This window comes from Streptococcus macedonicus ACA-DC 198 (assembly GCA_000283635.1).
GTDB lineage: Bacteria > Bacillota > Bacilli > Lactobacillales > Streptococcaceae > Streptococcus > Streptococcus macedonicus.
This window is the reverse complement of the sequence record HE613569.1, coordinates 863,090-877,142: the sequence shown is the minus strand read 5'-3', so window position 1 is coordinate 877,142 and position 14,053 is coordinate 863,090. Positions and strand designations below refer to the sequence as shown.

The window sequence follows — 14,053 nt, the reverse complement described above, 5'->3', positions numbered from 1 at the left end:
TCATTTTACTGTAAATTTTTAAAACGCTACCATTGTTTTACTTTGAATAATCAAGTTATTTATTTTTCAAATTTTTCTTCTATCCCAACTTGAATATGATATAATGAAAACATGAAAATTTTAGTTTTGATTGTGATTGCATATTTATTAGGATCTATTCCAACAGGATTATGGATTGGAAAATTCTTTTACCACGTCAATTTAAGAGAACACGGCAGTGGTAATACAGGAACAACTAATACTTTTCGTGTCCTAGGGCCAAAAGCTGGTACGGTGACGTTTATCATTGATATGTTAAAAGGAACGGTAGCCACATTACTTCCACATATTCTCGGTGTTACGGCAGTATCTCCGATATTGATCGGACTTTTTGCTATTATCGGACATACGTTTCCGATTTTTGCCAAATTTAAAGGTGGTAAAGCTGTGGCGACTAGTGCTGGTGTGCTTTTGGGATTTGCACCAATGTTCCTACTTTATTTATTGATTATATTTGTTGGAACATTGTATCTCTTTAGCATGATTTCCTTATCAAGTGTTGTCGCTGCTGCTGTGGCTGTTGTTAGTGTCCTTATCTTTCCAGCATTTGGTTTTTTGTTACCACACTACGATTTGCTCTTTACGCTAATTATCGTGTTAATCGCAAGTATTATCATTATTAGACACAAAGACAATATCACACGCATTCGAAAACATGAAGAAAACCTTGTTCCTTGGGGATTAAATTTAAGCAAACAAAAAGTGGACTAGAAAAACTAGTCCGCTTTTTTTATGACGCTTGGTAAACAATTTTACCGTCACAGATGGTATATTTAACAACACCTTGTAATTTTTCACCGATAAATGGTGAATTTGATGCTTTCGAAGCAAAATGGTCTGATACAATACGTTCTTCCTTATCTGCGAAAATAACGATATCCGCAGGACCATTTTCCGCCAAATACCCTGCATCGAAATCGTACATTGATGATGGATTAATCGTCATTTTAGCCAATAATTCAGACAAAGTTAAATCACCTGTCGCTACTAAATTCGTCAAACCAAGTGACAATGATGTTTCAAGTCCTGTCATACCTGATGGGGCTTTTGTGATGTCATCATCATTTTTCTCATCTGCGTGATGTGGTGCATGGTCAGTAGCAATCACTGAAATGACACCAGATTTCAAACCTTCGATAACAGCTAAACGGTCTTTTTCGGTACGAAGTGGTGGATTCATCTTAGCTGCAGAGCCCTTAATTAACAGCAAATCTTCTGTTTTTGAGAAATGCTGTGGCGCTGCTTCAGCAGTAACATTGGCACCAAGTTGTTGAGCGAATTCGACCACCTTAACAGATTCTGCTTTTGATAAATGTTGGATATGCAAATGCGCGCCACGGTCGTAAGCAATCATGACATCACGCGCAATCATGCTGTATTCTGCCACACCTGTTGCCCCACAAAAATGGAATTTATCACGTGCAATATGCTCATTAAATCCAAGAATACCATTCAATTCAGGGTCTTCTTCGTGAACGGCAACAAAAGTATTGTTCGCTTTCGCCAAATCTAGCGCTTCTTTCAATACTTTCGTGCTTTGAAGCGGAATACCGTCATCTGAAAAACTGAGTGCACCATTTTCAAGAAGGGCTTTAAAATCAGTCAAGTGTTGACCGTCAAAGTTTTTCGTTACAGTTGCATTTGTGTAAACATGCACATCTTCCTTAGCAGCACTCGCTAAAACCTCTTTTAGCGTTTTTACATCTGAAATCGTTGGATTGGTATTTGCCATCATAACAACAGAAGTGAAACCACCAGCTGCAGCTGCAAGAGCACCTGTGTGAATATCCTCTTTGTGTGTTTGCCCTGGTTCACGAAAATGCACATGAATATCAACCAAACCAGGTGCGACAACAAGCCCTGTCGCATCAATGATTTCAGTGCTAGCTTCTTCAATCGAATCAGCAATTTTAATAATTTTTTTGCCGTCAACAAGAACATCTGCAACCTGATCAAAGCCAGATTTTGGATCAACAACACGACCATTTTTAATTAATAACATACTAAACTCACTTTCTAAATTGATAAGTTTCATTTTCAGCATTTATCTGCGACAATGCGCCATTTTTGATACGGTAAGCTTCACCGTAAATCATTTCAACAGTTCCATTCCCATACAGAAAACTACCGTCACAAATGGCATAAAAACAGCGACCATTACTATCTGGATAAGTAATATCTTCGAAAACACGAAGCCCATCAAGCATGTGATGCTTTGTTTCTTGATAGTGTGGAATTAACTGGACTTGGGTAATTCCAAGACCATCTAAAAAACGCTGATAATCTTTTGAAATCGCTTCGCCTGCTTCTTCTGGTTGTGCATAAACAAGCTCCGCCGCATTCATAGAACCTGCACTTGAGCCGATGACAAGTTTATCGCTGCTTTGCAACAGTTCACGCATACCAACTGAATTCAGAAAAGCATTCTGTGTAGGCACATGCCCACCCGATAAAAAAATCAAGTCCGCCTCAGCTACCAAGCTGGAAGCTTGATTTACCGTTCGATTATCCAGCACCGCATATTTTTCAAATGTCATGCCTTCGGCTTCAAAAGCCGTTTTTACATCAGCAGCATATTGATCTGTAAACGTGTTATCGTTCGGATCCGAACATACAAAAAGAGCGCTAAACTTGCTAGGCAGGTGTTCTTTCAAAAGATTAACAAAAGCATTTGCGGGATTAAGACGTCTTTTTTCATAAATGATGGGATTACTTGCTAAAAAATAAATCATCTGTTTTTCCTATTATTTTAACCAATCGATTGCTTCAAGCCCGTCTTGAGTTAAATAAGCATTTGCTCGCGAAAAAGGGTGGCTACCAAAGAAACCACGATATGCCGAAAGTGGACTTGGGTGTGCACTTTCAATGACATGATGAATTGGATTAGTAATCAACATCTTTTTCTTACGAGCATATCCACCCCAAAGAATAAAGACAACTGGCGTTTCCTTTTGATTGACTACTTTAATGATAGCATCTGTAAAAGGCTCCCAAATCTGTCCTGCATGACCATTAGCACGTCCTGCAGGAACCGTCAAACACGCATTTAGAAGCAACACCCCTTGCTGTGCCCATGGTGTCAAATCATGATGGTCACGTTGTCCTAAATCATCTGATAATTCTTTAAGAATATTTTGAAGAGACGGTGGTGCAGGAATATTCTCTGGGACAGAAAATGACAATCCCTGTGCCTGATTAGGTCCATGATAAGGATCTTGACCAATAATCACCACCTTAACGTCCTCTAGCGGAGTGGTCTGAATGGCATTAAAAACTTTCTCACGTGGTGGGTAAATCAACTCCTGCTGATAAACATAATCCATAAATTGATTTACCTTGCCAAAATAATGCTCTGGCAATTCTTTTTTGATTAACTCATGCCAAGTTGAATGTTGCATGTTTACTCCTTTTTGTCTTAGTATTTCCCTACTAAATCTAGTTTTTCTTTTGCTAACACATGTCCTTCCATAGCATGCAATAGCTCATTCATGTAGAAACCATTTGCCAATGGTAATTCACAATCTAGTGCATAAACTGTAAGGGTATAGATATGGTCTTTATCAGGTGGATATGGTCCCATATACCCTTCGTCAATGTCTGAGTAATCCTCATTTAGTAATTTACTAACTAAGCTATTCTTGCCATGTGCATGCTTGTTGTCTAGACGTGAAAAATCTTCTGAAATCACTGTTACATCAGCTGAAACATTGGCAACAACCCAATGAATATAAGCAAAACCGCAGACAGGAATAGAATCATAATCAACAAATATCCATGCAAAACTTTTCGTCTTTTCAGGAACATCTTCAATCGTAAATGGAAAAGAAATCACTGCATTTCCCTTTACTTGTACCTTTGCTTTCTTAGCATAAGCGTCTGGCAAAATATTATCTTCAAATGTACAAGAAAGTTTCATCTTTTTACTCCTTTCATCCTTTAAACCAAGAAAGCCACTAAAGCAATTTTACTTTAGTAGCCAAATACTAAACTTGATTAATCACGCCAAGTTTCTTGATTTTCTTTAAATTTATGTAGTAATTGAAGGTCGTCAGCTGTGATATAACCTTGCACCTTAGCAACTTTGATTAATTCAGTATAGTTAGAAAGTGTCACCAATTTAACACCTGCTTTTTCAAAGTTTTCAGTTGCTTTAGGCAATTCATAAGTAAAGATAGCCACAACTCCGATGACATCAGCACCTTCACGTTCTGCTGCTGCAACAGCTTCTAGTACAGAGCCACCAGTTGAAATAAGGTCTTCAACGACGACCATTTTTTGACCTTTTGTCACACGACCTTCGATTTGATTACCAGCTCCGTGATCTTTTGGTTTGCTACGAATGTAAGCAAATGGAAGATTCATCTTGTCAGCAATAATCGCACCGTGAGGGATTCCTGCTGTTGCTGTCCCCGCAATCACTTCTACTTCAGGAAATTCTTCTTTGATTTTTTCAACAAAACCATTTTCAATCAATGTACGCGTTTCAGGATATGAAAGCGTCACACGATTATCTGTGTAAATTGGTGATTTAATACCAGATGCCCAAGTGAATGGATCGTTTGGTTTCAAGTAAACAGCTCGAATATCAAGCAAATCTGATGCAATTTGTGATGCTAAAGTCATAATATTCCTCTTTTCTATAATAACTCAATGGTTGATGTAAAATATTGTTCTAAAAAATGGGTTGCTTGTTTTATTTGGTCATAAGTAACTATTTCACCAGCGGTTGTTAAAATCCATTTAGTCTCCACATCATCAGCACGATGAATAATGGCTACTAATTCCCCTTCGAATACTTCTAGGGGAGCTGAGACATTCTCTGAAATAATATAGACATCTTGCCACTCACCGTCACCTCCAATCAGATTTGGAATGTAACCATAATTGATTGGATAGTTATTCTCGTATCTATCTTGATAACCGATTGGTCTATCAATAACCGCTGTGTAAGATTGCCTCATTGTTAACTCCATACCAACTCTAAAACAATTTTAGTATTCCAATACTAAGTATTCCATTCATCGTAAATGGCTTTGTAAGCCGCAACAGGATCATCCGCTTTTGTAATTGGGCGTCCAACAACAATGAAGGTTGAGCCAATGGCACTAGCTTGACTTGGGGTCATTACACGTTTTTGATCGCCGACAGCAACTCCCGCAGGACGAATACCTGGTGTCAAGCAAACGAAATCTTCAGAAGTTTCGTCTTTAATAACTGCAACCTCACGTGCTGAACAAACCACACCGTCAAGACCAGCTTCGTTTGCTTTCTTAGCATAATGCAAAACAGATTCCACTAAGCTTGTCTGGATATTTTGATCAGCTTTCATCTGTTCGTCTGACGTTGACGTTAACTGTGTTACCGCGATTAGTTTCGGACCTTGTCCAAGACCTTCACGCGCTGCTTTCATCATTTCAACGCCACCAGCAGCATGAACATTAGTCATATCGACACCAAGATTTGATAACACACGCATAGCTGATTTGACTGTATTTGGAATGTCATGTAATTTTAAATCTAGAAAAACAGAATGTCCAAGCGATTTAACATAACGGACAATTTCTGGTCCTGCTGCATAGTATAGCTCCATACCAATCTTAACATAAAGTTTTTCATCAGCAGGGAACAAAGCAAGAAATGATTTCACATCATCAAATGACGGAAAATCAAGAGCAATAATCGGACGACTTTCGTGCATTTTTTCTCCTTTTTCTACAAAGAAAACCTCGCCAAAGGGCGAGGTTACACGAAAAGCAGGGTAGCAAACACCCATTATTCAAAGACTTTTTATCTTCTTTTTTTCACGAACCTTTCTCGCCTCTCTGGACTCAATTAAAGGTTATTCAGTTGTTAATATTATATCTTTTTTTACTGGTAAAGTCAAAAACTTACTTGACTTTTCGGAAAAATAGCAGAGCTTATTTTCCACGTAATTCTTGCCTAACCTCACGTCGTAAGGTTTCAAGATTTTCAATGCCGTATTTATCCATAACTTCTGGTAAACGGTCAATAATATTTGGACAAGCATATGGATCTGCAAAATTAGCTGTTCCAACGCCAATCGCTGACGCACCAGCAATCATCATTTCAATAGCAGCTTCTGCCGAATCCACACCACCCATACCGATGATTGGCAAATCCGTACTTTGCGCCACTTGACGGATGAGTTTTAGAGCTACTGGAAAAATCGCTGGACCGCTCATGCCACCAGTACCGTTAGCAATGATTGGCTTACGAGTTTTCAAATCAAATCGCATACCAACCAAAGTATTAATCATAGTAAATCCTGTTGCACCAGCTTCTTCAACAGCCTTAGCAACTGTTGTGATATCAGCCACGCTCGGTGTTAATTTAACATAAACTGGCACATCAGAATGCTCAACACTCGCTTTTACTGCTGCATAAGCCAATTCTGGCACTTGTCCAATCAACAAGCCATGATTACCATGGTCAACGTTAGGACAAGAAATATTAAGCTCGATAGCTTTAACATTTGGAGCTTTTGAAATCTTTTCAGACACATAAGCATACTCATCATTTGAAAAGCCCGCAACATTGGCAATAATCGGCAATTCTGGATAATGCTGCGCTAACCACGGTAGCTTTTTAGCCAAGATAACATCTACACCTGGATTTTGTAAACCAATAGCATTTAACATTCCTGACGGCGTTTCAGCCACACGCGGTGTTGGATTTCCAAAACGAGCATCTTTGGTTGTCGCTTTAATCATGATTGAACCAAGCTTATCTAAATCGTAATATTTAGCATATTCTTGACCGAAGCCAAAACAACCTGACGCTGGGATAATTGGATTTTTCAAGTCAAGCCCTGGGAGACTGACCGCTAAACGATTTTCTGACATAAGACCTCCTTATAGGATAATTTTACCAGTTTCAAAAACCGGTCCGTCTTCGCACACACGTTTATTAGCCGCTTCTTGTGCATTTTTTAAATGAACAACACAAGCATAGCAAGCTCCCATACCACACGCCATACGCGATTCCATTGACAGGTAGGCATGCGGATGATTTTCAAACTTTTGGTCAACGTATTTTAACATGCCTGGCGCACCACATGAATAAATCGCATCATACGTTTCGTTTTGCACCAAGTCATCAACGACTGTTGAGACATAGCCTTTGATACCATAAGAGCCGTCATCTGTTGTGACATAAACTTTGCCATAAGCTGACAATTCTTCTTCCAAAATCACAGCCTCTTTATTGGCAAAACCAAGAATAGAAGTGACGTCAACACCCTTAACAGCGAGTTGTTTAGCTGTCTCAACCAAAGGAGGTACACCAATTCCACCACCAATTAGCAACGCTTTTTGACCTGATGTCACCACCGACAAATCGAATCCATTCCCTTGAGGCCCCATTGTGTCAACACGGTCACCAGCCTTCATTTGCGATAAAATCGCTGTTCCTGCACGCTCCACACGATACACAATCGTTGCCACTTTATTAACTTTATCAATCTGACAAATCGAAATTGGACGACGTAATAATTTACTTGGGTCAGGCACACGCAGATGTAAAAATTGACCAGGAGCCATATCCAAGACCATCTCTCCTGATAATGTCATCTCAAAAATACGTGGAGCAATCTCTCTTTGACTAACAATAAGTAAATCTTCTTTCAACACCAAAGCTTTGTTTTTACAACTTGGATTCATAATATTCCTTTCACACAAAAAAAACCTCGCCAGAAGGCAAGGTTACAGCAAAATAAGCAGAGTACACCAAAGCAAACTCATACCTTTTATTAGAGTTAAAACTCTTTTTTACAGTAACCTTGAAAGTCTCTCTGGACTTAATTAAAGGTTTTCAAATTTTTATTATTATAACGCGTTTTCATTTGCTTGTCAATTATTTTTGTAAGTTTCTGATGGACTCAGCTCGCTCTTCTATTTCTAGGCTTGTGAAAAACCTGTCCACTGGACTTATTTGCTTTTCTGTTTTCAGGCTCATGAAAAAACAGTCCACTGGACTTAACTCGCTTTCTTATTTTCAGGCTCATGAAAAACCTGTCCACTGGACTTATTCACTTTTCTGTTTTCAGGCTCATGAAAAAACAGTCCACTGGACTGTTTTTTTAATCTAGATATGCTGCATAAGAATAGATGTTTAAATCAGAGCGTCCGGTAAATGGGGCGATTTCTGACATCAAGGTTTCAAAGCGACTATCTTTTAGCAAGATATTTTGACCATAAATCAATAGATTGATTGGTTCAGTCGGTTCGCTAATCAAGTTTCCTTCTGCATCAAAGACTTCTTTCTTGCGGCGACGTAATTCATCTAAAACATTTTCAAGGATAACCAAGCAATCTAAGATATTATCTACTGCACCATAAAAACGATCAAACGCATTGTAGAAGTTAATCTCGCGCTTCAAATCATCTCCAGCATCCAAGACACATACCAAGCCTTTATGGTCGAAAAGGAAGTGACGGAACTGCTTAACAGCCTCATCACGACTGATTACTGGAAAATCAGACTCTTTGACTTCTTCTTTCTCAGATTCTTCGTCAAGAAGGACTTCCTCAACCACTTCGTTATCGCTAACTTGTTTTTCATCGCTCGTGGCAACTTCATCAGCTGGTTCTTCCAACTCAACTGTCTCAGGCTCTTCTGCCTCGACAAGGTCGTCTTCAACTTCTAGTTCTGCAGTTTCTTCAATTTCTTCATTTTCATCAGAAACTTCCTCAAGCTCAGATTCTTCTATAGCTTCTTGTTCAACATCTTCTTCAAAAGATTGACTAGTTTCTTCTTGAACTTGCTCTTCATTCTCCTCGTCAGAATTTTCCACCTCTACCTCAACAGCTGGTTCTTCATCAACTGACTTACTTACTTCTTCTGGGCTTACTTCAGTTTGAGGAGCATCTTCTTCAGCATCAGTAGTTTCAACAGTTTCTGCTTCGTCAGCAACGACAGGTTCAAGGACTTCCTCAGCGTCTTCTTTGTTGTCGGCTACTTCGTCATTTCCTTTAAGAACTTCTTTTAATTCATCTGGTCCAAGAACTTTTTCGGACTTAGCTGCTTTTTCTTTAGCTAATTCTTTTTCTACTAATTCTGGGATAGACTCAACTTTTTCGTCTTTACTGTCATCATAAACTTCTTCAGATTTTCTTGGCGTCAAGGCATCAATCTTAGCCATTAGCTCTGCTTTTTTGACTTCTCTTTTCTTGTATTCCACAACTTTTAGCGGATCAACCAAAAGAGGGTATTCAGATTCTTCTTTGATTGATAAATTTGTTACACGAAGAGAGGTAAAGACATCAATCAAAACACCAAAAACGCGTTGACGATTATCACCCAAAATCGCATGGAAAACAGACTTAGACTCACAAATTTCCAAGACGTTATCAATCCCACGAATCCAAGTACCGACAATATCCAAAGAGTGATTCATCAATCTGAATGACGCTTCATCATACCAGAAAGTTGACTTAATCAACTTTTTTTGCTTAGAAAGCGCATCCACTGCTGCCAAAATTTCACCTAACTCTGATTGCACAATATTTGGCGAAAAAGAAGCCCCCAATAAAGATGGGGTCTTCTCAACCAAAACAATTTCATCTCTGAAAAGTGTTAGGTAATGAATGCTGACAAGTAATTTTTGAATTAATAAACGATGCCCATTTGAATTTGTATCTTTCATCGCTACCACCACACTCACCTTATAACTTATATTACATTTCTATTACAGTACGTTACTACTAATATATCACATAATAGGTAAAAGGACAATGAAAAAAGATAAGAAGCCTGAAAATAAAAAGAAAAACCGAACGATATATTTAGACAAAAAAAGAAAAAGAAACCGAGTCGTAACTCAGTTTCTTCTATTTATCAAGATTATTTTTTAACGTCTTGTTTGTAAAATTCTTTCAAAGCTTCTTGCCATGTTGGAATGACAAAGCCTGTAGCTTTTGCTTTTTTAAGACTCATTGTTGAGTTGAATGGGCGTTTTGCTTTTGCTGGGAATTGACTTGAATCAACTGGTTTAACGACAACATCAGTATCTTTCAAGATTTCAACCGCGAAGTCATACCAAGTTGTATCTTCGTCAGCATCATTTGACAAGTGGTAGTAACCAAATTCTTTTTGGTTTTCTGTCAAGTAAGTCATGAATTCTGCCAAAGTACGAGTCCAAGTTGGACGACCGTGTTGGTCATTAACAACAGTCAATGTGTCATGAGTTTTGGCAAGATTTTGCATTGTGAAGACAAAGTTTTTACCGTAGTTACCAAATACCCAAGCAGTACGGATGATGTAGAAGTTTTTAGCGTATTTTTCAACCGCTTCTTCACCCAAACGTTTTGTACGACCGTATTCAGTTTGAGGATCTGGAGTATCATCAACTTCCCATTCTTGACCAACTGGTTTTTTACCATCAAAAACGTAGTCAGTTGAAATGTAAACAAGAGTTGCACCATATTTTGCTGCAGCTTTAGCTACGATTTCAGTACCTGTCACGTTGATCGCATAATCAAGTTCTTTACCTTCATCTTCAGCCGCATCAACCGCAGTGTAAGCCGCACAGTGGTAAACAAGTGTTGGTTTTACTTGTGCAAATACTTCATCAACTTTTTCAGCATTAGTGATGTCCATTTCTGCAACGTCAACCGCTACGTACTCCTCACCACGTTCATCCAAAAGATAACGTAATTCTGTTCCTAATTGCCCATTGGCACCTGTAACTAAAATCATTTTAGCACTCCTCGTTTTTTTAATATCTAAAGGCCTGTAAACCTTTTAAATCATTCCCTACTATTTTACACTATTTTTTCAGAAAAAGCAGTAAGGAGCAGAAATTCCTAGAAATAATTCTAAAAATTTAACAAAGATGCTTACTATTCCAAGCTTTAACAATTCTTTTTTCGACCTTATATCAAAAAGAAGCTACATCAAGCACATGTTCTAAAACATCCAAATATCCATTACAGCGTTCTAACTCATCAAAAGTATCGTCGAAAACTATCGCCTAATGCCTTTTATTCGAGGACTTTCAGGGAAACGCTAACACCTAAAGAGTGTTTAGACAAGATTTTTAAACACGTTCCCCAACTTAAAAATACTACAACCTTTATCAATTACTTCTTTTTCACTTACAAGAACAGCATACCGAATAATTTTTTGGATTAATTCAGGAAGTTTTACATCAACTCAATCACTCATTAAAAACAACTCTAACAACTTTCGTTTGGTATAAGAAATACATTACCAATGCCATTGAACTTCCCTATTCTAACGCTAAACTTGAAGCAACTACTAAACTCATCAAAGATATTAAACGCAACGCTTTTGGTTATAGGAACTTTGACAACTTTAAAAAACGCATTTACCTCGCTTTGAACATCAAAAAAGCGAGAACAACAGGCTCTATAATTTCTGTAGTGGGTAAATCCACTGTAGAGATTATGGAGCCTTTTTTAGTGTAGAAAAAAAGTCCCATATGACCTATAATGAAAAGCGACGAAACTCACATTAGAAAGGGTTCATATGGAACAACTAAATCTTATCACAAATTTTCTCAGAATTAAAGACAAAAATATCACTATCACTGATGAATATGATATGGGGACTCACTTAGAACTCCACGGTCACTTGGATTACACAGCCCCTAAATGTCCTTCTTGTAAGGGACTAATGGCTAATTATGATTTCCAGAAAGCCTCTAAGATCCCCTACCTAGAAACAGCTGGTTATCCCTTACTTATCCGTCTTCGAAAGCGTCGGTTCAAGTGTAAAGATTGCGGAAAAATGGCGGTCGCTGAAACCCCTCTTGTCAAGAAAAACCACCAAATCTCTGTCGCTGTTAACCAGAAAATCGCTCAATTACTCATCGAAAATCAAGCAATGCAACATATTGCACACAGGCTATCTATCTCAACATCGTCAGTTATGAGAAAGCTCAATGAGTTCAAGTTTGAAACGGATTGGAATACCCTACCTGAGGTGATGAGTTGGGACGAGTATGCCTTCAAGAAGGGGAAAATGAGCTTCATCGCTCAAGATTTCGACTCCCTAAATGTCATCGCCATTCTCGACGGAAGAACTCAAGCAACCATCCGAAACCACTTTCTACGCTATCCTAGAAAGGTTAGAAATCGGGTCAAAGTGATTACCATGGATATGTTTAGTCCCTATTATCAACTTGCTAAACAGCTTTTTCCGAATGCAAAAATTGTACTCAATCGCTTTCATATCGTGCAACACCTTAGTCGTGATATGAACCGTGTCCGTATTCAAATTATGAATCAATTCGACAGAAAATCGCAGGAATACCGAGCCTTGAAACGTTACTGGAAATTGATACAACAAGATAGCCGTAAACTCAGCGATAAACGATTTTATCGCCCTATGTTTCGAATGCATTTGACTAACAAGGAAATACTCGAAAAACTCCTATCCTACTCCGAGGAACTACGACAACATTGTGAACTCTATCAGCTTCTCTTATTTCATTTCCAAGAGAAGAACTCAGATCATTTCTTCAGTCTCATCGAACAGTAAATAGCCACTGTTAATCCTATTTTCCAGACGGTATTGAAGACATTTTTAAAGGATAAAGACAAGGTTTTAAACGCCATGGAATTGCCTTATTCCAACGCTAAACTGGAAGCTACCAATAAGATCATCGAAGTCATTAAGAGAAATGCCTTTGGTTTCAGGAACTTTGAAAACTTTAAAAAACGGATTCTGATTGCATAGAACAGTGAAAAGGGCTGGGGAGAGCCCTTTTCAGCTTATCTCCTAAAAACAAGAAAGAGATAAAGAAAGAGAGGACGAAGTTCATCCTCTATAGATGTTAGCTTTTCGTCACCCACTACAGTTGACAAAGAGCCATAAAAATACAGATTAAATTTAATTCGAATCAGTAACTATGTATACGAGATAACTACATCTTATCTAAATCTTGTTTCATCACTGAAATCATTCTTTTTGCAACTGTGTCCCACGAAAATTCTGCTTTATAATAATCTTGTTTCATCTGAACATTTCTAAAGAAACTTTCATCTTTTATTAGATTATACATTTTATCAGCTAGAACCTGTGGATTTTCCTCTTCAGCAGGTATTAATAATCCTGTTTCATTATTTTGAATTAAATTTGGCATTTCCATTAAATTACGTCCTATACATGGTAAACCATAGCTAAGAGCTTCAACAAATACAATTCCAAATGCTTCAAATCGAGAAGGTAAAACAAATACATCACAAAGATTATAATAATATTGAACATTATCTGCTGGTAGATTCCCTAAAAAATAAACATTCGGATTGTTAAATTCCATTGGAGCATCTGAAGGGCCTATAATGTACAACTCTGCCTCTGGCATGAGATTACTTTGCAAATAAACAAAAGCATTATAAACAAGATCTCCACCCTTACGCAAAAAATCTTTGCCAATAAATAAAAATTTATTACGTCCCTTATGTGAGCCCTCAAATAATAGATTATCCATATTTGTTCCCGCTCCCACATAATGAACTTTCTCAGCTGGAAGCCCTTGTTGAGCTATTAAGTAATCTGAAAACCATTTACTCATAGTAAATATTCCAGTGGCTTGATTATAAAATCTTTCCTGTTTTCTCATTCGACTATCTAGAATTTCTGCCGAGACATTTTGAAAACCACTATATTTGAACGATTGACTGTTGTTTTGAGAACTCTCTATCAAATAATGAAGATTCAAGTCTTGATAGATATAAACTGGATTATCAGGAAAAGATAAAGGGAACTCATCAAATGTAAGACAAACATCCTTTGGAGAGAGATGAACTTGATTTTCAGCATATTTTATATACATCATGTTCATATCGGATTTTCTAATACCTAAACGAACAAGCATTTTGTGCACATTCATTCTAAAAGTATAGAAAATATTCTGTTCCTCAACAATCTCGTATTTTCCTAAATATTTTTTTATATTAGTTATTGTCCCCGACCAATCCCAGGTCAGTTGTTCTTTGTTATGAATAATTCTTGGAATTACAATCTTCAA

General features: G+C 37.7%; 12 protein-coding genes and 3 pseudogenes. 3 read left to right on the top strand and 12 right to left on the bottom strand.

All coding sequences use genetic code 11. The features are described from left to right. Window positions 1-111 precede the first annotated feature (111 nt). The gene (gene plsY / locus SMA_RS04500) at window positions 112-750 is read left to right on the top strand and encodes a glycerol-3-phosphate 1-O-acyltransferase PlsY (RefSeq protein ID WP_009854078.1); all 639 of its coding nucleotides are present in this window, start codon (window positions 112-114) and stop codon (window positions 748-750) included. Between the two features lie 19 nt (window positions 751-769). Here the strand turns inward: plsY and SMA_RS04495 are convergent, their stop codons facing one another. The 11 genes and pseudogenes from SMA_RS04495 to rfbD form a co-directional block, all read right to left on the bottom strand. After that, complete coding sequence (locus tag SMA_RS04495) at window positions 770-2,041, bottom strand: dihydroorotase (RefSeq protein WP_044563229.1); 1,272 nt, start codon at window positions 2,039-2,041, stop codon at window positions 770-772. A 7-nt stretch (window positions 2,042-2,048) separates the two neighbouring features. Then, entirely contained in the window at window positions 2,049-2,771 is a 723-nt protein-coding gene (locus SMA_RS04490; protein WP_014294436.1) for a Type 1 glutamine amidotransferase-like domain-containing protein, read from the bottom strand. A 12-nt stretch (window positions 2,772-2,783) separates the two neighbouring features. After that, window positions 2,784-3,437, bottom strand: a complete 654-nt coding sequence (locus SMA_RS04485) for a uracil-DNA glycosylase (RefSeq protein WP_014294435.1) — start codon at window positions 3,435-3,437, stop codon at window positions 2,784-2,786. A gap of 17 nt (window positions 3,438-3,454) precedes the next feature. Beyond that, entirely contained in the window at window positions 3,455-3,955 is a 501-nt protein-coding gene (locus tag SMA_RS04480) for a YbhB/YbcL family Raf kinase inhibitor-like protein (RefSeq protein WP_014294434.1), read from the bottom strand. 77 nt (window positions 3,956-4,032) lie between these two features. Beyond that, a complete protein-coding gene (gene pyrE, locus SMA_RS04475) occupies window positions 4,033-4,662 on the bottom strand; it encodes an orotate phosphoribosyltransferase (RefSeq protein ID WP_003064536.1) in 630 nt (209 codons plus the stop codon). Between the two features lie 14 nt (window positions 4,663-4,676). Further along, a complete protein-coding gene (locus tag SMA_RS04470; RefSeq protein ID WP_014294433.1) occupies window positions 4,677-5,000 on the bottom strand; it encodes an inorganic diphosphatase in 324 nt (107 codons plus the stop codon). A 44-nt stretch (window positions 5,001-5,044) separates the two neighbouring features. Next, the gene (gene pyrF / locus SMA_RS04465) at window positions 5,045-5,737 is read right to left on the bottom strand and encodes an orotidine-5'-phosphate decarboxylase (RefSeq protein WP_014294432.1); all 693 of its coding nucleotides are present in this window, start codon (window positions 5,735-5,737) and stop codon (window positions 5,045-5,047) included. A 220-nt stretch (window positions 5,738-5,957) separates the two neighbouring features. Beyond that, window positions 5,958-6,902, bottom strand: a complete 945-nt coding sequence (locus SMA_RS04460; protein ID WP_014294431.1) for a dihydroorotate dehydrogenase — start codon at window positions 6,900-6,902, stop codon at window positions 5,958-5,960. A 9-nt stretch (window positions 6,903-6,911) separates the two neighbouring features. Further along, window positions 6,912-7,718: a dihydroorotate dehydrogenase electron transfer subunit gene (locus SMA_RS04455; protein ID WP_014294430.1), complete on the bottom strand. Its 807-nt coding sequence runs from the start codon at window positions 7,716-7,718 to the stop codon at window positions 6,912-6,914. A gap of 1,379 nt (window positions 7,719-9,097) precedes the next feature. Further along, window positions 9,098-9,703: pseudogene (locus tag SMA_RS12375) on the bottom strand (hypothetical protein); the annotation flags it as partial. Window positions 9,704-9,900: 197 nt separating this feature from the next. Further along, window positions 9,901-10,755 carry a dTDP-4-dehydrorhamnose reductase gene (rfbD, locus tag SMA_RS04445; RefSeq protein ID WP_014294427.1) on the bottom strand — a complete coding sequence of 285 codons (855 nt, stop codon included), beginning with the start codon at window positions 10,753-10,755 and terminating at the stop codon, window positions 9,901-9,903. A gap of 252 nt (window positions 10,756-11,007) precedes the next feature. Here rfbD and SMA_RS10890 point away from each other — a divergent pair. Next, window positions 11,008-11,486: pseudogene (locus SMA_RS10890) on the top strand (transposase); the annotation flags it as partial. Between the two features lie 61 nt (window positions 11,487-11,547). Then, a pseudogene (locus SMA_RS04440) lies at window positions 11,548-12,759 on the top strand (ISL3 family transposase). 187 nt (window positions 12,760-12,946) lie between these two features. On the opposite strand, the gene SMA_RS04435 reads toward SMA_RS04440, so the two are convergent. Next, complete coding sequence (locus SMA_RS04435) at window positions 12,947-14,053, bottom strand: glycosyltransferase family 4 protein (RefSeq protein ID WP_014294424.1); 1,107 nt, start codon at window positions 14,051-14,053, stop codon at window positions 12,947-12,949.